The organism is Colwellia sp. KU-HH00111 (assembly GCF_040362745.1).
In the GTDB taxonomy this organism is placed as follows: domain Bacteria; phylum Pseudomonadota; class Gammaproteobacteria; order Enterobacterales; family Alteromonadaceae; genus Colwellia.
Window position 1 is genome coordinate 423,688 of sequence record NZ_BAABWO010000001.1, and the last position, 21,545, is coordinate 445,232.

The 21,545-nt window shown below is 37.5% G+C and carries 17 protein-coding genes; 8 read left to right on the forward strand and 9 right to left on the reverse strand.

What is annotated here, in order from left to right; genetic code table 11:
• The first annotated feature begins 16 nt into the window (after positions 1 to 16).
• A complete protein-coding gene (locus ABXG98_RS01745; RefSeq protein ID WP_353536956.1) occupies positions 17 to 739 on the forward strand; it encodes a PepSY domain-containing protein in 723 nt (240 codons plus the stop codon).
• Positions 736 to 1,470 (forward strand): PepSY domain-containing protein, encoded by a 735-nt coding sequence (locus ABXG98_RS01750; protein WP_353536957.1) that lies wholly within the window; start codon positions 736 to 738, stop codon positions 1,468 to 1,470. The genes ABXG98_RS01745 and ABXG98_RS01750 overlap by 4 nt, the downstream gene beginning before the upstream one ends.
• A 138-nt stretch (positions 1,471 to 1,608) precedes the next feature.
• On the opposite strand, the gene ABXG98_RS01755 is transcribed toward ABXG98_RS01750, so the two are convergent.
• The 3 genes from ABXG98_RS01755 to ABXG98_RS01765 all read right to left on the reverse strand — a co-directional run bounded on the left by ABXG98_RS01755 (position 1,609) and on the right by ABXG98_RS01765 (position 4,722).
• Positions 1,609 to 1,818, reverse strand: a complete 210-nt coding sequence (locus ABXG98_RS01755; RefSeq protein WP_353536958.1) for a cold-shock protein — start codon at positions 1,816 to 1,818, stop codon at positions 1,609 to 1,611.
• A 458-nt stretch (positions 1,819 to 2,276) separates the two neighbouring features.
• Entirely contained in the window at positions 2,277 to 3,155 is an 879-nt protein-coding gene (locus tag ABXG98_RS01760; RefSeq protein WP_353536959.1) for a ribose-phosphate diphosphokinase, read from the reverse strand.
• Between the two features lie 37 nt (positions 3,156 to 3,192).
• Entirely contained in the window at positions 3,193 to 4,722 is a 1,530-nt protein-coding gene (locus ABXG98_RS01765; RefSeq protein ID WP_353536960.1) for a thymidine phosphorylase family protein, read from the reverse strand.
• Positions 4,723 to 5,039: 317 nt separating this feature from the next.
• On the opposite strand from ABXG98_RS01765, the gene ABXG98_RS01770 reads away from it, so the two are divergent.
• Positions 5,040 to 5,987, forward strand: coding sequence for a universal stress protein (locus ABXG98_RS01770; RefSeq protein WP_353536961.1), 948 nt, complete (start codon positions 5,040 to 5,042; stop codon positions 5,985 to 5,987).
• Between the two features lie 151 nt (positions 5,988 to 6,138).
• Here the strand turns inward: ABXG98_RS01770 and ABXG98_RS01775 are convergent, their stop codons facing one another.
• The 3 genes from ABXG98_RS01775 to pepA are packed head-to-tail and all read right to left on the reverse strand — an operon-like array spanning position 6,139 to position 11,070.
• A complete protein-coding gene (locus ABXG98_RS01775; RefSeq protein ID WP_353536962.1) occupies positions 6,139 to 9,006 on the reverse strand; it encodes a valine--tRNA ligase in 2,868 nt (955 codons plus the stop codon).
• Between the two features lie 48 nt (positions 9,007 to 9,054).
• Positions 9,055 to 9,552, reverse strand: coding sequence for a DNA polymerase III subunit chi (locus ABXG98_RS01780; RefSeq protein ID WP_353536963.1), 498 nt, complete (start codon positions 9,550 to 9,552; stop codon positions 9,055 to 9,057).
• A gap of 9 nt (positions 9,553 to 9,561) precedes the next feature.
• Positions 9,562 to 11,070, reverse strand: coding sequence for a leucyl aminopeptidase (gene pepA / locus ABXG98_RS01785; protein WP_353536964.1), 1,509 nt, complete (start codon positions 11,068 to 11,070; stop codon positions 9,562 to 9,564).
• A 240-nt stretch (positions 11,071 to 11,310) separates the two neighbouring features.
• Between pepA and lptF the strand changes: the two genes are divergently transcribed.
• Both lptF and lptG read left to right on the forward strand, forming a co-directional pair.
• On the forward strand, positions 11,311 to 12,477 hold the full coding sequence (lptF, locus tag ABXG98_RS01790) for an LPS export ABC transporter permease LptF (RefSeq protein WP_353536965.1): 1,167 nt from the start codon (positions 11,311 to 11,313) through the stop codon (positions 12,475 to 12,477).
• Positions 12,474 to 13,544 carry an LPS export ABC transporter permease LptG gene (gene lptG / locus ABXG98_RS01795; protein WP_353537450.1) on the forward strand — a complete coding sequence of 357 codons (1,071 nt, stop codon included), beginning with the start codon at positions 12,474 to 12,476 and terminating at the stop codon, positions 13,542 to 13,544. Before lptF ends, lptG begins: the two co-directional genes overlap by 4 nt.
• A gap of 27 nt (positions 13,545 to 13,571) precedes the next feature.
• On the opposite strand, the gene ABXG98_RS01800 is transcribed toward lptG, so the two are convergent.
• The 3 genes from ABXG98_RS01800 to ABXG98_RS01810 form a co-directional block, all read right to left on the reverse strand.
• Positions 13,572 to 14,072 carry an RDD family protein gene (locus ABXG98_RS01800; RefSeq protein ID WP_353536966.1) on the reverse strand — a complete coding sequence of 167 codons (501 nt, stop codon included), beginning with the start codon at positions 14,070 to 14,072 and terminating at the stop codon, positions 13,572 to 13,574.
• Between the two features lie 849 nt (positions 14,073 to 14,921).
• Positions 14,922 to 15,104: a type II toxin-antitoxin system prevent-host-death family antitoxin gene (locus tag ABXG98_RS01805; RefSeq protein ID WP_353536967.1), complete on the reverse strand. Its 183-nt coding sequence runs from the start codon at positions 15,102 to 15,104 to the stop codon at positions 14,922 to 14,924.
• 394 nt (positions 15,105 to 15,498) lie between these two features.
• Entirely contained in the window at positions 15,499 to 18,138 is a 2,640-nt protein-coding gene (locus ABXG98_RS01810) for a hypothetical protein (RefSeq protein WP_353536968.1), read from the reverse strand.
• 669 nt (positions 18,139 to 18,807) lie between these two features.
• On the opposite strand from ABXG98_RS01810, the gene ABXG98_RS01815 reads away from it, so the two are divergent.
• The 3 genes from ABXG98_RS01815 (at position 18,808) to ABXG98_RS18975 (ending at position 21,316) form a co-directional block, all read left to right on the forward strand.
• The gene (locus ABXG98_RS01815; protein WP_353536969.1) at positions 18,808 to 19,272 is read left to right on the forward strand and encodes a RuvC family protein; all 465 of its coding nucleotides are present in this window, start codon (positions 18,808 to 18,810) and stop codon (positions 19,270 to 19,272) included.
• A 298-nt stretch (positions 19,273 to 19,570) separates the two neighbouring features.
• A complete protein-coding gene (locus ABXG98_RS01820; protein ID WP_353536970.1) occupies positions 19,571 to 20,815 on the forward strand; it encodes a formylglycine-generating enzyme family protein in 1,245 nt (414 codons plus the stop codon).
• 369 nt (positions 20,816 to 21,184) lie between these two features.
• Entirely contained in the window at positions 21,185 to 21,316 is a 132-nt protein-coding gene (locus tag ABXG98_RS18975; protein ID WP_502901529.1) for a hypothetical protein, read from the forward strand.
• Positions 21,317 to 21,545: the final 229 nt, after the last annotated feature.

Genomic DNA, 21,545 nt, shown 5'->3' on the forward strand with positions numbered 1-21,545 from the left:
TGCAGGAATAATCAAAATGTCATGGCATAGAAGCAGTCGAACATATCATAAATGGCTAATGTTGTTTGTCGGTTTGCAGTTTGTGATTTGGTCGATATCTGGCGCTTATATGGTTTTGCTTGATATTGACTATATTCATGGCGATAGCTTAGTGATAAAGCACCAAGCCCCTTTGAATAGCGAGCAAATTAACTACCCAATAGCACAGCTATACACTGATCACCCCGATGCTGAAAATTTAGTGTTAACAACCCTACTAGGAAGTGCCGTCTATCGTTTTAGCGAGGGTAAAGCCAAATATCTACTCAGTGCTGATACGGGTAAGTTACTCTCACCAATCAATGAAGCTGATGCAAAGCAAATAGCAAAGCATAAATATGCTAAGAGTAATGCAAAGGTTACCCAGGTTAGCATGGTCATAGACAACCCGCCTAGAGAGTTAAATGCTCGGCATTTACCCGTGTGGCGCGTTGATTTTGATGATTTTGCAAGTCCAAGTTTTTATATCAGCGTTGAGTCGGGTGAGTTAGTGACCAAAAGGCATAGTTTTTGGCGTTTGTTCGATTGGATGTTTAGTTTTCATGTTATGGATTATATTGAGGAAGATGCTAGCAACAAATTACTACTTATTGTAACTCTCAGTGGGTTGATTGCCAGCCTATTTGGCTTTGTACTTACTTATTTTCGAGTGTTTAGAGCAAAGAAAAATAGGCAAAACAAAACGAGGAGAGTAATTTGAGCCTAGTTAAATCTATACATAAATGGTTGTCAGTATTAATTGGATTGCAGTTACTTATTTGGCTTGGTACAGGTTTGTTTTTTAATTTGATGGATCACAATAAATCACGCGGTAATGAATACAGGGTCAAATCAGCAGGATATTCTGTCATCGAACATGATCGTTTGTTAACGCTAAACACAATACTTAAGCAAAGTGAACTCAAGCAACCTGTGAACACTATTAAACTAATTGAATTACTAGGTAAGCCTTATTATTTGTTAAATCATTATCAGGGATTGTATCAGCACTTCTACAATGAGCACACTCTTGTTAATGCTTATACTGGTGAGCAGGTCATTATTAATGATGAAATGGCGCAAGCACTTGCACATAACAGTTACAGTGGTAATGGTGAAATAAGGTCAACGCAAAAGGTTTCACCACCGATTGTAGACTTTTTGAAAGAAAAAAATACCGTTTGGCAGGTTGCTTTTGATGATAAATTGAATACCAGTGTTTATATTGATGCTAACTCGGGGCGGTTAGTTGGCCACAGCAACGATGACAAGCGCTTTGCAGATTTTTTCTTTATGCTCCATTTTATGGATTTTGGCTCAACTGGAAGCTTTAACAATTGGCTGATAATACTCTTTGCATTATTTACCCTAGTTTTTTGTTTAACTGGCGTGATTTGGGTGCTCGAATTGCTTAGCAAGGGGCGCTACCAAAGAGCGTTTAGTAAAAAATAACACTAAAGGAAAGACAGGAGCAAGATAGGGGCAAGGTAGGAACAAAAAAGCGAAGATTAACCATAGTTATTCTTCGCTTTTTTACATAATTTGTTTCTCAAAAGAGAAAGTTGAAAATTACTACTTGCAAACTATAAATTATAGTGCAGTAACATTCTCAGCTTCAGGGCCTTTTTGACCTTGTTTAACACTGAACGATACTGCTTGACCGTCAGTTAGAGTACGGAAGCCGTCCCCTGTGATTGCGCTGAAGTGAACAAACACATCAGGGCCATTTTCTTGTTCAATAAAACCGAAACCTTTAGTTTCGTTGAAAAATTTAACTTTACCAGTAACTGTATCAGACATACTTACATTTTCCCGTAGTCATAAAATAATATTAATGTGGCATTTTTTTGTTGAGAAAAGCTCAACATATTTAATACCGTTTTCACCCGAGTAAATGCCCTCTACCATAAGTAGTACAGGAAGAGGAAGGAAACAAACTATATTCGTAACAAAGCGTAATTGGAACAAACAAACAGTTTGCATTGCCTAAATCCGTTTGTTAAGAATATTCAAATACATAAGTATCTGATAAATCTAAAACAAAAGTTAGAATCAACCTTCATCCGCAACGCAAAAACTCAACGCAATTGAAGCATAACACAGTTATTTTTATTATGCTTTATAAAAAGTTGAAATAGTTCAATATTTATTATGATTTTTGAAGTTATTTTGATAAAAGCTCAGTTTAACGAAGGTTTTCATCAAAAACCCTTGAACTTTTAAACTAAATCTTGAACTTTTAAACAAATAGTAGCCTTTTACTGTTGTGCTTTTGCTGCTTGGGCAAGTATGCCTATCACGCTAAAAGCATTGGTGCTATGAAGTACGCTATCTGAACTCCAGATATTAGTTACATTAAGTGCATTCAAGCGCTCAATTGCATCATCAACAAAAAAAGCATGAGTTACCATAATTGAAATAGACAATGGCTGTTGTGGTAAAAGCTGTTTAACAGTTTGTTCAAGGGTTCTGCCTGAGCTTGCAATATCGTCAACAATAACAATATTTCGCTTGGACAAATTAATATCAGCTAGTGTTACCTCAACATTTTTATCACCAAAACGTTGTTTGTTGGCAATGCTATATTGCCAACGTTGTCGATCTGCAATGGCGGTTACCCACTGCAAAGATTCTTCATCCGGACCAATAATTATTGGGTCGTCTAAGTGGCTTTTGATAAAATCTGACATGGCGGTGGTTGCATGTAATGCCAAAGCTTGATCGGTTGGGATCGCTTCAGATAAGTGTTTGATACGATGTAAATGTGGGTCTACTGTTAAAACGGCATCAAAATAGTCACTGAGCAGCTTGCCAATGATCTTTTGGCTGACCGCTTCGCCTTGATTAAATGCAATATCTTGGCGCATGTAGCATAAATAAGGGGCAACTAGGGTGATGTGCTTTACCCCCAGAGAGCGCGCTGTTTGTGCAGCTAAAATAAGCTCAATGAGCTTTCCATCAGGGTGATTGAGTGTTTGGCAAATAATCACTTGTTCAGGTAACTCACTGGGTAAAGTGACTTTTGTTTCACCGTCAGGAAAATGGTGGCGTGCAATGAGTTTAAAGGGCAGCGCTAAGCATTGCGCTAATTGCTGTGCTGGGACTAAGTAGTCATTAAAACCAAGTACGAGAGTCATATACTTACCTGTAATATAAAGTTAATGAGAGAAGGTGCTATCGTAAAAACGTATCGCCAATATTAGGTGAGTTTTGGGCTATGGTGTAGCCATGGTTGGTTGTTGCCAACTGGGTCGAAAATTCAAAATTACTTTCAAAGCAAGCGTGTATTTTATATAAAGTATCACCTTTGGTGACTTTATCTCCTACTTTTCTATACAAATAGATACCGGCTAATTTGTCTAACGGAGCGCCAGCTAGACTAGCAATTGAAGAAATTTTAAAATTGTCAATGGCATGTATATACCCTGATTGCTCTGCTGTTATTTCGTGTACAAGTGGCGCCTCACCATACGTTGTATTTTGAATACCTTGTGCGGATATAATAGCTTGCATTTTTTCAAATGCTCGACCTGATTCAAGAATATCTCTGGCAATAACATAACCTTGCCCACCTCTAACATCAGGGTCAAATTCTAATATTCTCCCAGCTAACCGTAATGATTTTTCACGTAAATCTTTTGGAGCATCAAGCTGATTTTTTAGTACTTTTTCTACATCTCTAGCTTCTAAAACAGGGCCAACACCATTGCCTATAGGCTGTGAGCCATCAGTAATAATTACTTCGATATGTAGCCCAAGTTTATCGCCGATATATTCAAAAATTTTTCTAAGCTTTAGAGCGCCTTGATTGGTGTGAATTTTAGCTGAGGCGCCAATAGGAATATCGATAAGTAAATGGGTTGAGCCAGCCGCAATTTTTTTAGATAAAATAGAGGCAACGAGTTGTCCGGTAGAGTCCATTGATAGTGGCCGCTCAACCGATATTAAAATATCGTCAACTGGGGCTAATTTAGCTGTGCCTCCCCAAGATAACATCCCGCGATGTTGTTGCACCACTTGTTGCATTTTTTCGATTGATATTTCTACGTTAGCTAATACTTCCATAGTATCAGCTGTGCCAGCAGGCGAGGTAATTGCACGGCTAGAAGTTTTTGGAATGAGCATGCCATGGGCGGCGATAATTGGCACCACTATCATGGTGGTTCTATTGCCAGGTATTCCACCAATACAGTGTTTATCAACCACAATAGATTCACCCCAGTTGAGCCTTTCTCCTGACTGAACCATGGCATCAGTTAAAAAAAGAACTTCTTCACGCTCTAAGCCAGAGTGGCTACAGGCAACTAAAAATGCAGCTATTTCCATTTTTGAATAGCGGTTTTCTAGAATATCTTGGCAAATTAAACTAAATTCATCTTTTGATAATATTTCACCGGCAATTTTTCTATGAACCGCTTTAAGCGATAACGGAGGTTTGGCAGGGGCTATTCTGACCAATACTCCTTCTTTTTCTGACAACTGGTCAAAGGCTTGTTTACTTAAACCTAACTCATCTACTTGGATGATTGAGTCATCTTCAACAATATTTAATACCGCTAATACTGGGGTTTTTCCGCCATTAATGTATATTTCTATTTTCATCAATGCCTGGAAGCCCGAAGTTAAATATAGCGCACAATCGCGGTGAAGGTAGGCTACATTCTCTTTAAAGGTATCTATGGCAACGGCTTTTAGTTTAAGCATAACTTTATTGTCTCCTCGTGCTGAAATAAGAGCTGATATTACTCAGCACGTAGTGCTAATACAGGTTGTAATTTAACGACCAAATAAAGCTGATGATCGCAACGAACCCAGCGCGTATTATTCATTTTTTAATCATGTTCTTCTTGTTAATAAATCATTTTAATTCGATACGTATTTAAGCATATAACTAACTCGATTGAAAAAACAGCACCTATTGCATGGGGTAGATCAATGTTAATGATTATATTTTTGTTTTTTTGATAAAGGGCGGTGGTTCAACTATTTTTTATAGTACTCGTTGATATTTAGGATGAACAATGAAAGCAATTAATCATATTTTAGTCGTTATGGACCCAATGGTTGAGCATCAACCTGCATTAAAGCGCGCGATTAGTTTGGCAAAAAAATCATCGGCGACTATTGAGCTTTTTTTGGTCGCATATAACAGACAGTTAGTTAAACATTGGATTTTTGATGCACAACAATTGGCAGCAATGAAACAGGAATATGTTGCTTCAAAGCTAAGATGGCTAGAAACCTATGTAAGTGATGTTGCTGGTCAAAATTTAACGGTAAACCTTGATGTTCAATGGCATAAAGATATTGCGACCGCGGTACTTGATAAAGCGAGCCAAACAGGTGCTGGTATTGTCATTAAATCAACACACCTTCATCCTAAGCTCAATAAATTATTTTTCACGCACACTGATTGGCGTTTACTAAAACTTTGCCATGTGCCATTGTTATTAACAAAATCATCAAATGATATTGATGGTGCTAATCAGTTGAGTCCCTACAAGGTAATCATGGCAGCAGTTGATCCCACTAAAGCCAATGACAAACCTGCTAATTTGGATAATGCCATCATTGATGTCACTGCAGGACTCGCAGCCTTATTTGACGCAAGTATTCATGCGTGTCACTGTTTTCAACCTGTTGGAATAGAGCTGTGGCAAGGAATGAGCTCAGTAGGTTTGGATCAAAGTTTGCCTATGGTGGACTTCAATGAATATCAGCAGTCAATTAAAGTGTATCACCAAAGATTATTTGATGAATTGGTGAAAGGATATAGTTTTGAACATTCATCACTTCATTTAATGTCAGGTGAAGTAGAATTCGAACTAACTGAATTAGCAAACCAAATGCAAGTTGATTTACTAGTGATGGGAATGAAGGATAACGTGGGTTTTATTGGTAATACTGTCGAGAGGATTTTAGATAATGTTAACTGTGATGTTTTATCGGTAAAGGTGTTGCCTGAGTAAGTTATAAAACACAGCAATAAATGACAGATACCCAAACCACCTCAAAATGAGCATCTTGGGGTGGTTTGGGTATAGATAATGCTAACTGTGAGCATTATCTATGTCAGTGTCCTAGGTCAGAATTATCAGTTCTTAGATTAACTGACTTTAGCTATAACGCAGCTATTTGTACTTTTTGCTCAAGCATCTTAGCAAGGGCTGATTCTGCTTCGCTTAGTTTCGCTTTTTCTTTGTCAATAACGGCAACAGGGGCTTTACCAACAAAGTTCTCATTGCTTAATTTACCACGAGTTCTGGCAGCATCTTTTTCTAGTTTATCAATCGCCTTGTCTAAACGTGCTAGCTCAGCTGCTTTATCAATCAAACCAGCCATAGGAATCAATACTGATAAATCGCCAACATAAGCTGATGCACAGGCAGGGCCTTGTTCGTCATCAGCTAAAACGTCAATACTTTCCAGTTTCGCTAATGAACTTAAAAACTGTTGGTTTTCAGATAAACGACGTTGATCGTTTTCGCTAACATTTTTAAGTAAAACGGGTAATGATTTACTGGGTGAAATGTCCATTTCGCCACGAATATTACGAATAGCAATAATAAACTGTTTAACCCACTCTAAATCATCAATGGCTTGTTGATCGCAGTTATCGGCATTATATTGCGGGAATGCTTGCACCATAATTGAAGTTTCAGCGCTGCCACCTTCTATTTTATAGTCACTTAATGGCTGAACTCGTTGCCAAATTGTTTCAGTAATAAATGGCATAATAGGATGCATCAAACGTAATAAACCTTCTAGTACATTCACTAAGGTATGTCGCGTACCACGTTGCTGTGCTTCATCACCGTTGAATAATACGGGTTTAGTTAGTTCTAGGTACCAATCGCAAAATTGATTCCAGGTAAACTCATATAAAGCTTGAGAGGCTAAATCAAAGCGGAAAGTGTCGAAGGCTTCATGGACTGTTTTAACAGTTTGTTCAAACTGACCTATGATCCAACGATCAGCTAAAGAAAGTTTGATATCACCGCCACTGGAACCGCAATCAAATGTTTCAGTATTCATTAATACATAACGGCTGGCATTCCATAACTTATTGGTAAAGTTACGGTAACCTTCAAGACGCTTCATATCCCAACTAATGTCACGACCCGTAGTGGCAACAGAGGTTAATGTGAAACGAAGTGCATCAGTGCCGTGCGCTTCAATGCCATTAGGGAATTCTTTTTTGGTTAGTTTTTCAATTTTCTTAGCAAGTTTCGGCTGCATCATATTGCCAGTTCGCTTTGCTAGTAACTCCTCTAAAGAAATACCATCGATCATATCAAGGGGATCAATCACGTTCCCTTTTGATTTACTCATTTTATCGCCATTTTCATCGCGAATAAGGCCGGTCATGTAAATCTTTTTAAACGGGATTTGTGCTTTGCCATTTTCATCTTTGTTAAAGTGCATGGTCATCATGATCATACGTGCAACCCAGAAGAAAATAATATCAAAGCCTGTGACTAATACATCGGTAGGGTGGAAGGTTTTTAAGTCATCAGTATCTTTTGGCCAACCCAAAGTTGAAAAGGTCCAAAGGGCAGACGAAAACCAAGTATCAAGTACATCATCATCTTGTTTAAGGGTGATATCATCACCAATATTGTGAGCACTTCGAACTTCAGCTTCAGTGCGACCAACGTATACTTTTCCGCTGTCGTCATACCATGCAGGAATACGGTGTCCCCACCAAAGTTGGCGTGAAATACACCAATCTTGAATATCTTTCATCCAAGAAAAGTAAAGGTTTTCATATTGTTTAGGAACAAATTCAATTTGACCGTCTTTTACTGCATCAACCGCAGGACCTGCTAATTTCTCAACACGTACGTACCATTGGTCGGTCAATAATGGTTCGATGATCACACCTGAGCGATCGCCATAAGGAGCCACTAAATCATGCTCTTTAACTTCAACTAATAAACCTATTTCATCAAATTTAGCAACAATGGCTTTACGTGCAACAAACCGGTCCATGCCGGCAAATTCACTGGGAATTTCTGTGCTGTAGGCGTCACAAGGCTCGCCTTTGGTATCGTAAATTTCAGCGGCAGCTAAAATTGCGGCATCTTTATCTAGAATATTAATTTGTGGCAGGCCATGGCGCTTACCGACTTCATTATCGTTAAAGTCATGAGCAGGCGTGATTTTTACACAGCCTGTGCCTTTTTCCATGTCAGCATGGTCATCACCAACAATCGGAATTAAACGATTCACTAAGGGTAATAATACCTGTTTACCAATGAGATCTTTATAACGGGGATCTTCAGGGTTTACTGCAACACCCGTGTCGCCTAGCATGGTTTCAGGGCGAGTGGTTGCAACCACTAAATAATCAAGCCCTTCAGCGGTTTTTGCGCCATCGGCAAGTGGATAGCGTAAATGCCACATATGGCCTTTTTTATCTTTATTTTCAACTTCTAAATCTGAAATTGCAGTATGGAATTTTGGATCCCAGTTAACCAGACGTTTACCACGGTAAATTAAGTCATCTTCAAACAGGCGTACAAATACTTCTTGTACAGCTTCAGACATGCCTTCATCCATTGTAAAACGTTCGCGAGTCCAATCAATAGAGTTACCTAATCGACGCATTTGTTTGCCAATGGTGCCGCCTGACTCTGCTTTCCATTCCCAAATCTTGTCAATAAAACCTTCACGGCCGTAATCGTGACGGGTTTTTTCTTCCTCGGCCGCAATTTTACGCTCTACCACCATTTGTGTGGCAATACCTGCGTGATCGCACCCTGTTTGCCATAAGGTATTTTTACCTTGCATACGTTGGTAGCGAATTAAAGTGTCCATGATGGTTTGCTGAAACGCATGACCCATGTGCAATGAGCCCGTGACATTAGGAGGTGGTATAGCAATGCTATAGCTGTCGCCTTCACCCGTTGGGCTGAAGTAACCTTGCTCTTCCCAGCTAGTATATAAAGATTGTTCAATGTCGGTTGGGTTGAAAGTTTTTTCCATCATGTTCTCAAAAATAAAAGTTATAAATTGTAGGTCGATTTTAAGTAGTTAATGTTCGACGTGTTTGGTTTCAACAGGTTGATTATCGACTTGGAAACCCCATTGACGACACGTTTTAAAACGCTCTCTTGCCCGCTGTTTCAAGGTTTCATCTGTGGGTACAAAATCAACAATAAATTGAAATTGATTGGCAAATGTTGGCATTGTTTCGGTCAAGTTTATGAGTACAGCGCGACGCCCTCTAGGTGGTTGATAGCTAATCTCCACCGGAGCACCTTGCTTAGGGCCCTCACCGACCAAGTTATGAGGCACAAAGCTGTCACAGTCAAACGCCCATAATAGTTCGTCTATTATTTCAGCTTGTGTTTGATCTGTGGTGTAAATAAACACGCGCTGGTTTTGACGATAAAAATGACTTGCCTGTAAACAAGCGTGATAAAACGCTGAGCTAGTATCACTAGCTTCAGCGTTAACACTTTGCTTATCTGTTTTTTCAACATCGCTCTGTTTATCACAAAGCATGTAAAACATTACCTGTGTTTGCATAGTGCTTATTTATTCGCCTTGCTCTTGTCCAACACGGTTAAGCAAGAATTGCGTTAACATACTCACTGGACGGCCAGTTGAGCCTTTGTCTTTACCGCCACTACGCCATGCAGTACCGGCAATATCTAAATGCGCCCAGTGATATTTTTTAGTAAAACGCGCTAAGAAACACGCAGCAGTAATAGTACCAGCGCCTTTACCACCTAAGTTGGTCATATCGGCAAACGGGCTTTCTAATTGTTCTTGATAGTCATCCCATAAAGGTAAACGCCATGCACGATCGCCACTTTGATCTGAGGCATTAAGTAATTCATGGGCAAGCGGGTTGTGTGAACTTAATAACCCGGTAGCATGCTTACCTAATGCTACTACGCAAGCACCGGTGAGTGTTGCTACATCAATAACCGCTTCAGGATCGTAACGTTCCACATAAGTTAAGGCATCACACAATACTAATCTACCTTCTGCGTCTGTATTTAATACTTCAACGGTTTGACCCGACATGGTTGTTAAAATATCACCAGGTCGGTAAGCATTGCTGCTTGGCATGTTTTCACAGCCAGCAAGCACACCAATCACTTTAATGGGTAAATCTAATTCTGCCAAGGCGTGCATAGCTCCTAAGACACCTGCTGCGCCACCCATGTCATATTTCATTTCGTCCATAGCGGCACCGGGTTTTAATGAAATACCACCACTGTCAAAGGTAAGACCTTTACCAACTAAAACTATCGGTTTTGAGTCATCATCGATACCTTGGTAGGTCATGATACTCATTTGGGATTCATTAACTGAGCCTCGGCCAACAGCAAGGTAAGCTCCCATACCAAGCGCTTCCATTTCTTGCTCACCAACAATTGCGGTTGATACTTTTTCATAATCATGGGCTAAAATTTTGGCTTGTTCAGCTAAATAAGCAGGATTACAAATATTTGGCGGCATGTTTGCCACGTTTTTACAGGTATTAATGCCTTCTGCAATAGCTAAAGCATGATTAATTGCACGCTCGCCAATAGGTAGCTCACGACGGGTTGGCACATTAAATACTATTTTGCGCAACGGGCGACGAGGCTCTTCTTTTCGTGTTTTTAAACTATTGAAACTGTATAAACCGTCTTGAGTGGCTTCAACCGCTTGACGAACTTTCCAATAAGTATCACGGCCTTTAACGTGTAATTCAGACAAAAAGCATACAGCTTCCATTGAACCGGTTTCATTTAACGTGGTTATGGTTTTATTAATTATTTGTCGGTATTGGCGTTCATCAAGTTCACGCTCTTTACCACAACCTACCAATAACACTCGTTCGCTTAAGATATTAGGCACATGATGTAGCAATAACATTTGCCCAGACTTACCTTCTAAATCGCCTTTACGCAAGAGGTTGCTAATGTAGCCTTCACTAATTTCGTCAAGCTGCTCAGCGGTTGCACTAAGGCGACGAGGTTCAAATACACCAACCACAATGCATGCACTGCGTTGTTTTTCTGGGCTACCACTTTTTATACTGAACTCCATGAGCTCTCCTTTTGCATAATAATTTAGACTTTTATTCATTATTAATTTACTTTAACTTACTAAAATAAGTAAAAAATAGCTAAGTTTACTATTATTGTTATAGCGCTAAGGGCTATAATTATAGTCGTATTAATCAAACATCTTTGTTTGCTGACTATATAGTTTAGTTATGAAAACGGCAAGTTTACTGAAAAACTAGCCCATTGTCAGAAAAAAACATAGTTTTTATGGGATCTTTTTGTGATCATTTTCCGTTATTTATTAAAAGAAGTGGCAAAAACACAGTTAGCGGTATTTTTTGTGTTGATGACCATTTTTATCAGTCAGAAATTTGTACGTGTTTTAGGGGATGCTTCTGAAGGTAGTATTCCTGGGCAAATGGTGATGACCTTTATTGCGCTTAAAGTGCCAGACTTAGCTGGTATGATGTTGCCGCTTAGCCTTTTTCTAGGAGTGCTGTTAGCTTACGGTCGTATTTACGCCGATAATGAAATGACCGTGCTCCACGCTTGTGGTGTCAGTGAATGGTATGTAGTACGAGTCACCTTGGTACTTGCTTTTGTTACCGCAATTTTTACCGGAGTATTTACCTTATACCTAGCACCGATGGCTTCGGAATATCAATATCAAGTACAAGACAAACTTGCTGCTGACTCTGGACTAAGTGCTTTAATTGCTGGGCGTTTCCAGAAAACAGGCAATAAAAAAGCGGTTGTGTTTATTCACGATAAAAACCGAGACGACAACAGCTTTAACAAGGTGTTTGTGGCGCAATTACCTAACGAAAGCCATAGTGAAGAAAGCATCATTAATGCTAGCTTGGTTTATGCTAAAAAAGGGCAGGTATTTGAAGAAGAAACAGGCTCACAGCGCTTAGTTTTATCACAAGGAATACGCTATCACAGTGATGCTAACAATGGTGAGTTTCAAACGGTTACCTTTGATAAGTACCATATTCAAATACAAGACCAAGCGGTTGAGCAAAAACATAGAAAACTAAGTGCCTTGCCCACAGCACAGTTATTAAATCCCAGTGATGAAAAGTCGGCTGCTGAGTATAGCGCCACCATGCAATGGCGTATCGCTTTTCCTTTAGCTTGTATCATATTAACTTTTATCGCGGTGCCCCTAAGTGTGGTTAACCCTAGGCAAGGTAAATTTGCAAAAATGTTTCCTGCCTTAATGCTATTTTTGGGTTATTTCTTATTGTTAACTTCAATGCGCTCGGGAATTGAACGCCAAGCACTCCCCTCAAGTATAGGGCTGTGGCCAATTCATATCAGCGCTTTATTTTTAGGTGGCATATTTTTGATGAAGGAGCGCAGTAGTGGCCGAAAAATCAAATCTAAACTCCCTAACTTAACACGTACTCGTTCAAGTAATGCTAGTGGTCGAGGTAAATCATAATGCGAATATTAGATGTGTATATTGGTCGTATTATTGCTTCTACCACGTTTCTAACCCTAGCGGTGTTTGTTAGTGTCAGTGGTATTATAAAATTTGTAGAACAAATGCGCGCGATAGGTCGTGGCGATTATGATTTATCACATGCCGCACTGTATGTGCTGTATTCTGTACCCAGAGATATTGAAGTGTTTTTTCCTATGTCAGCGCTAATTGGTGGTTTAATAGGTATTGGCATGTTAGCGAGTAACAGTGAATTGGTAGTAATGCAGGCGTCGGGCTTATCTCGCTTAGATATTATTAAGTCTGTAATGAAAACCGCTATTTTATTGATTTTAGTTTCTATGGCGGTAGGGGAGTGGTTTGCGCCAAGTGGCGAAGCTAAAGCAAGAGAAATTCGCGCTCAAGCTATTTCTGGCGGAAGTTTAATTTCAGCCAAGAATGGCGTTTGGGCTAAAGATGGTGACTATTTTGTTAATATTGGCGAAGTGTTAGAGCAAGGTCAGTTGAAAAAAGTACAAGTGTATCGTTTTAATGATGAGTTAAAACTCGATAGTTGGCTTAGTGCAGAAACAGCTATTTATCAAGAAAGTGCTTGGTTGTTATCTGGGGTGGTTGAGACTCAAATCAGTAGCAACGTAATCACTACCCGTGAATTAGATTCACAAGTGTGGCAATCGTCATTAACACCGAAAAAGCTCGGCGTAGTAACGGTAACTCCTGAGTCGTTGTCCGTTCGAGGCTTGCTCGATTACTTAGATTATTTACAAGCTAATGCACAAGACGCTAGCCGCTATCAATTGGCTTTTTGGCGAAAACTCATGCAGCCTATAACTGTGGCGGTAATGTTGTTAGTGGCGTTGTCATTTGTTTTTGGCCCCTTGAGATCAGTATCAATGGGGGCGCGTATTATGATGGGTGTGGTAACGGGTATTTTGTTTTTTGTCAGTAATGAGGTACTTGGCTCATTAAGTTTAGTGTATCAATTCCCACCCATAGTAGGGGCTATTTCACCGAGTATAATATTTGTTAGCGCAGCTTGGTATTTAATGAATAAAAAACCAACCTAGCGCAAGAGGGCAGTTGCAATTAAAGTGCTACAATCGGCCTTTATTAGCTTCTAACGATAGCACTACAACCTCGGTATCGGTTAACCTGTCCTGTAAGCTCAGCTTGTTTTTACGATCAAAAATTACCGTTAAATTACCTAAACCAAGTAGTGTGGGTAACAAACGTTTAAGGCCAGTGATTTTGTTGATGCGGGTGCCATCTTGGTTTTGTAAACGTAAACGCCATGCTTTCATGCCTAATGTTTGCCCGCTTTTCGCCCAAAAGAACACAAAGAAAAAGCTAACCCAAGCCAGCTTCCATAATTCATTAGGCCATTTTAGCCAATAGGTATTTGAAATAGTATCTGAAAAATGTTCATAGCCTTGCATACCATACAAACCAAGATAATAGCCGAGGTATATCAATAAAAATGAGATAGCACCTGCGACCATATATACAGCAAAAGCAATGAGAAAATCATAAACCCAAGAGCCAAAACGGCGACGAAAACCTGCTCGGGGAAATTGTTGTTGCGAAGAGTGATTCATAAAATGCTCAAAACACGATAATTTTTTTGCTAGTCTAACAAACTTTACCGAACAATAAGCAATAGAATATTAATTTCAATTAATTTAGCAAGCTACATACTAGACATACAGCGAGCCTAAGTATTAGCGTAAAAAATGCTATGTTAAAACTTTTGTTTAAATAAGCAACATCTAAACAGAAAGACAATAAAAATACTTGTCAACTAAGGTATTTCTCGTATAATGCGACTCACTTCAATTGTTTATTGAAGTCACTGTGTCGCCGGAGTGGTGGAATTGGTAGACACGACGGATTCAAAATCCGATTGGTTTTTGCGTTATTTCGTTGTAAGGTGTTGATAAGTAAAGAGTATTTGTTAAAAATATTAGTTTTTATAAATTGTATATTAGTGTATATTTATAGGGTCTAATAATTTACAAGTTTAGAAAAAGTATTAGTTTAATTATCTTTTAAACTGATATTAGTAAAAAGAAGATGGCGGATTGGTGGAATTGGTAGACACAGGGGATAAACAAGTGTCTGAAGTCAAAAGACTGAAAAAAATAAAGAGTCCCACTTCTGAGTGATTAGAAGTTAAAAACTGGATGAATTGCTGGAAAATCTAAACATGTGATGATGTAGACAATCAGCAGCCAAGCTCTCAGAGAGAGAAGGTTCAGAGACTACCTGAGCAATCGCGAGATAGCTTAAAAACAGGAAGTAGCTAATGATTAAACCGTTAGTGAAACAGCGTCCAGCCCTCAATAGAGGTGATGATATAGTCCGGCTACTGTGAAAACAGATAGATTAACGTCAAAATCCCCCGCTGAAAGGTGTGCGAGTTCGAGTCTCGCATCCGCTACCATTCTTTATTTGCTTCCTTTGTTATCCAACATAACATCATATAGAAACCTCGTAACATCTAAAGATTTAGCCCCCATAAATACAGCAACTTCTTCATCACCTTTTGTGATTGTAATATCCTGCTCTTGAACTTCATCTAAGATCTGATCAAAGTTTTTACGCGCTTCTTCTAATTCATAATATTTCATAGATACTCCTGATGTTTTTTGTAATCAAAAGATTGTTTGATATCAAAGATCTTTTTGAACCCAAAAAATTATTGGACCTCAAAATCGCTTTAAACTTACCTTATATTAAAAAGTATAGTAAATGAATTATATTAATTTTTTACAATAAATTAAGGTTGAAGTATTGTGTTTTGTTATTTATTATAAGATAATGTATTTGAAGTCGTTGAAGAGAAGGTTGATTCCCTTTTTTGAGATTTCTAAGTTCATACTACTTTGTTTGTAATGTTTGTAATGTTTGTAATGTTTGTAATGTTTGTAATGCTTGTAATGAAAAGCCCTAGTCCCCTGACTGGGGTTTTTTGCTTTTGTAATCTAAAGAATTAGATGGCCGTGGCTGACCATCTATTTAGCGCTAGCTAGCTTCATCTAGTAATTCAATACCTTTTTCTATTGAGTCTATATATAGTTCGTAAGAGCACTCTTCAGCATCATTGTCGCTGTCTTTGTCATAATCTTGAACAATACTGTTAACTTCTTCTAACTCAAATTTGCTAGTGAACTCACAGTGTTCCATTACTTCTTCTTCAACTACTGAATTGAAAGTAGGATCTGCCATTTTGCAGAATTTAAGTAGCTTTTCAGAACTTTTTTTGGTAATAGTCATTAATTGTTCATTAGTGTTTTTAACACATGGATTTGATTTTGTGATTGTTCCATCTTTATTCTCAACTTCTATTTCAACTCTAGCAATATCAAGGCCAAACTCTTTGTTTAATAAACCTTTAACTACCCACGCAGAAGTTGTGATTTTTACATCTGGAATCAAGCTTAAGAATACATAATTAGCATGTACCATCTTACCGCCTATTTCTATTTCGCCATTTTTAACAAAATCAAAAAACTTATCATAATTTCTTTTGCTAAATTGACCATTAAGCTCATTATCAATCTCTAAGCATTCAAATAGCTTCTTGAATATAGCTTTTTTGCCAGTGCTAGTATAATAATTAGATTTTATAGTAGAAGTAACTAGAAATAAATTTTCAATTTTTAATCTTCCGTACCCACCTTTATCAAAATTAAATGTTTGCTTAAATAATTTATCTTCAGTTTTATTATCAATTCTATAGAAAGAAAATACTTCATCAGCATAGCTCAGTCTTTTCTCGTCTAGAGTTTGTATATCTTCACTCTTCGCATTAATAAGACTAAGTTCTTCAGATTGCTTCATTCTATCAAGTGATTTATAAACAGATAGCCTTTCTTCTTTTTCCTCTTTACTAGCTGACTTCTCTTTTTTCATCATTTCCTTTGTAGCGCTTGAGTAATCATAAGTAATTTCATAACCCAATAATTCAAACATACATAGTAAGTTGTTGGCGTAATCCAATCTTATTTCATTGTTATATTTAATTCTGTCGATGATGTCTTGAACAGCTTCATTTCCTTGTAGTAATTTTCTTTTCTCATCTACATCTTCTGCCAAAATACCTTTTGTTAATTCTCGGTCAAACAGTGTATACCAGCTCACTTGAGGGGCATTTTTATTACCAATAAATATACTCTTATTAGTGTTTAATCTATCTCTCTCGGCCCACTGAAGCACATCTAATGGTGCTATTGTTTGATGACAAAGCATTGTTAGCAAATCAAAGTTTGAAAACATAGAGACTCCATTACGCCACACTGAGGTAGATATTACATGCTGATACTCACTTACAAATTCAGTAGGGTTTTGCATATGTTTAATATTATCGCCTTTAGCAAAGAATGCTGCATCTATTGCGGTACTTTTGATATCTAAGCCTTCAGTGATCTGAATATTAGTAGCCTTAAACTTACTTTCTGAACCTTGGTGCTTAGAGTCATCAAATGTAAGTCCTCTTTTATCGTCATGAAGAGTGTCTCTAATGGCCTGTATAGCATTATTTTTATTCGCATGGTAAGTAAGTTTCTTTGCTTTTCTTTTGGGTTCAAAAAGTGGTTTGATTACAATAATAGGGCGACCTGTACGCTTGATTATGTGGTCTGCTGATTGTTGAGAAAAGTGTGCATCAGTTATTAATACGGTTTCTTTATTTAGTATTTTATTGAAGTTAGTTTGGGCCGTGGCTTTCTCTTCTAAAGATCCAAATTTACCAACAATATCGGCAGGTATCGCATCTCTACAACTCTCGTACTCTTCTATTATTGCAAAATCAGATTCTTCTCTATGCTTACTAAATGAAGGTGAAAGCAGGGCTGAATATAAACAAGAAGCTATTGCAGTTTGATCTTTAATGGTCCCATTTCTTAAAGCTTCTTTATAGTTTCGGTGATCACTGCATAAAGAATTTGTTAATGAAACAGTCGAAGTCATTAGAAGAGCTTTAGAATCACCTTTTGATAATTTTTCGAATAATGGCTTAACGATGTCCTCTGTTTTACTACCGCCCATACGAGCAGTGGCTGCATATAAACCTGGATTATTATGAATATATTCAGCTACATCTTTATAATTCATTTTCTTTTCAATGATCGTTTTGCCGTCAGGGGTAGCCATTAAGCGCTTCCTATTAGCCGCTTTTCTCTCATTCATTTTCAATCTAAAGCTTTTAAGAATATATCTAACAGCAGACTGTTTATTTTTTAATTTAAGTGCTGGCGCATAACTTGCCAATATTTCTTTCATCTGCCTATGGCCAAAATTACGAGGTGTTTGCTTTACTGCTTCATGAATTAGTTGTTTAGCACATTCTTTAAAAAGTGTTTCTTGATCACATTGACTAGCAAGTAATAAAAGAGATTCAAAGTGTGTAGCTCTATCATCTGCATTTTTTCTGAATTCGAATGGATGACCGTTGATATAGCATTTCTTCTGGAAATCACTAGCTAATTTTGCTGTGTAATATGAGTTGCTTCCTGCACCAACGATAATGACTTGTTTTCCGTTGTATGTATCATCAAGAAGAAATGATTCTATAGTTTCGTAATCGCCTTCGATTACTTGAGAATTTTTAACAGAGGGGATTATTTGAGTGCTCCCAATTAGGCACAGTAATATGGTTTTCATTTAGATACTCTTTGTATTTTGTAATTGTGTGTGAGTGATTAGTTCACGACTTGTACTTATTATATTACGCCTTAATAAATAAATTATCAACTTTAATATATCGCTTAATATATTTATAAAATTTAATGAAATAATCACTACTTAAGTCCTTTTAAGTGTTTTGAGTCTTCTATTCAAAACCTAATAAGTTATCTATATAAGTACTTTTGATAGGTTTTGAATCGTTTTAATAATTAAAAGTATGCTAGCTATAACATACAGTGATTTTATTTTTTCCTCGCTCTTACGAGCGCATGCTTCTATCTGTGGTATTTCTCTTTCTTTCCTTATAAACTTATAAATAGTTATTTATTATTTATATAAGTACTTTTGGAGGTTTAGAAATATCTTTTTTGCCCTTCTAAACCTATAAATAGTTATTTATATAAGTACTTTTAGAGGTTTAGAAATATCGATAATCCACATATTAGTTACCTAAACATTTAATAAAACTAGAAATAACAAGGAAAGATCAAGAAATAAAATAGAGGTATATCGCTCGTTAGAGCGAGGAATAAATACTAGTTACTTGTAAAATCCATTTATTTGTTAATGCAAAAATAAAAATGATATAAATTAATAAACTCTTTATTAATAAGATTTAAATGATGGTTATTACGGAATGTAAATATGATCATAGGAATTGATCCTGGGCTACAAGGAGCAGTAGCGATTTTATCTGATGCAGATCTAGTACCAGTTCACGATATGCCTACGAAGAAAGTAGGTAAGAAAAAGAAAATTGATGGTTCAGCATTAAGGGAGTTAATCAAAGATGCTGATCATGTTTGTCTTGAAGATGTTGTATCTCGTCCCGGTCAGGGCATTGTGAGCGCATTTACTTTTGGTGAAGGTTTTGGACTTATAAAAGGTGTATGCGAGTCATTAGGTATTCCTTATTTATTAGTTAGACCTTCTGAATGGCAGAAGCTCTATGGATTAAATACAGGCACAAAGGATAAGTCTAAAAAGAAAAAAGAAATCGCTAACAAATGCCTTTCGTTTTATCCAAAAGCAAACTTATATGGACCTAAAGGTGGCCTCAAAGATGGTAGATCTGATGCGATAATGATCGCTAGATATGCTCTAAATTAAATTCAATTGGCGATCTATAAAAAAGAAACACTCAAGGTTTATTTTTTTTGCCTGAAACGGAATCACCACTAATAATTTCTGCTGTGCAGTTACTGCTTTGATAAAATTTCTGTTCTACACCTAAACGACGAGCAGGTAACTTAGAGGTATTTCTTATTTTCCACTTAGTTCGCACTAAATAGGAGGTAACATTTGATGGCATTATAATAAGTAAATGATAGTATTGAATGAGTTGTACACAAATGCAACAAACAAATAAGAGTTGAATGTGCAAATAGCCTTTAAACGGAACTTACCAATGAAAAAAATAATAATATTACTACTTTTACCTATCATGATGGTTTCACTTTCATCTCACGGGCAATCATCAATAAACAATCAAGCAAAAGCCTATTACATGGCAGCAGAAGAAGCTTTTAATAATAAACAATATGATGATGCCTTGAAGGCAGTTGATAAGGTTGAGTCGTTGTTGGGTAAAAGTAATGCGTTGCTCTCGGCACTAAAAGTAAAGACCTATTTTGAGCAAGAGAAATTTATTGAGGCAAAGGCTGAAATTGATGTGTTTTTTGGTTTTAATGCAAAAGTGGAGTTAGCGCGAGAAGTCTCGTCATATTTAATCAAAATTGATAAGGGAATTGAAGAGCAAAAAAGAAGTGAGCAAGTAGCTAAAGATAAAGCTGAGCGGGAAAGGCTCGAGCGTGTTGTAAGAGAAAAAGCTGAAAAGAAGCGTTTAGCCAAAGAGAAAGCCGAGCGTAAAGCTACAGAAATAGCGGCAAAAACAGCTCTGAATAAAAGCCAGGAACAAATAATTGCTTTAGAGCGGTATAGCAATATTACAGGTGAGTTAGTTGCGATTCCATCAGGGGAATTCAGTATGGGTTGTGTTAGCGGTAAGCGTTGTGAAAGTAATGAAAAGCCAGTGCATATAGTTGAAATAAATAGCTTCGTAATGATGGCTACGGAAGTTACGTTTTTGCAATGGGATGCTTGTGTGAGTGATGGACGATGCTATGAACGCCCAGATGATGACAAGTGGGGGCGCGGTAATCGACCTGTTATTAATGTGAGTTCTACTGACATTACTCGGCAATTTATTCCGTGGCTGAACAATAGGACAGGAAGACGTTTTAGCCTACCATCAGAAGCCCAATGGGAATATGCAGCTCGTGCAGGAAGTAAAACTAGGTACAATTGGGGAGGAAAAGTAAACTGTTCAAAAGCCCGTTTTGGTCACCATGCTGGTGTTTGTGGTAAAGGATACAGTACTCTCCCTGTTAAATCCTTTACATCGAATGGCTTTGGTTTATACGATATGCATGGAAATGTAGCTGAATGGACGAGAGATTGCAGGAATGATACCTATAATGGTGCACCAAGTAGTGGTAAAGCCTGGTTTGATGGGGATTGTGAGGAAATAGTTGTTCGTGGAGGTTACTGGGGAAGTTCAGCTAATTCCATACGCTCTGCTAGTCGATATTTTTTACATGAAGAGAAGGGGTGGAATAGAATTGGTTTTCGGTTAGTAATAGATGTTGAATGAATGCGATGAATATATCTCCTATAGTATCGCCATTTTTTATCAAAGCTTAAAAGTTGTAATCAAAGTTAAAATTAGTATTACGACCTGAGTGCACTAATTTATTAAGAACCAGTGAAAAAGTAGATGTGCTTGGTTATCAAATAACGCCCTATAAGCATTGTTTGAGAAGGGAAAACGGTTTTCGATTTCAAAGAAGTTTGAAAAATATGACTAAGCAATACGCTAATAATTCAAATATTAATGTGATGGATTATAAGCTTAATATTATGAGCTGGCTTGGGCATGCAAAACATGCACAAACTCAAGGCTTGTATTATTTAATAGCTTCGCGTTATCCTTTTGTGCGGGAGTCAATCTAAATGAAGCGTTATTCGTGGTGGTTCGTTGAACAGTTCAATGTCGAATTTGCGTTCTTCCAATCGCAACAACAATACGTGTGACAAACGTAACAACAATAACGGCTTTCGTTTAGCCCAGTCCGCCTTGTATAGGAGTTTGTAAGTTTACGGATTTACAAAGTGTAATTTAGGTGTCTATAGTTTGACTTCCTTCTTTAAAATGTCTTTAAAGAAAATATAGATGCAAAGGGGTGCTTTTATTTAGAGAATGTATTTTGTCACCTTATGCATTAAGAGACAATAACTGTAGGATAAAGTATAAGCGGTCAAAAATAAAATAATCGTTGTATAGGTAGAATTGCTGCGGTATTGCTTTAATAATCGTAAATAAG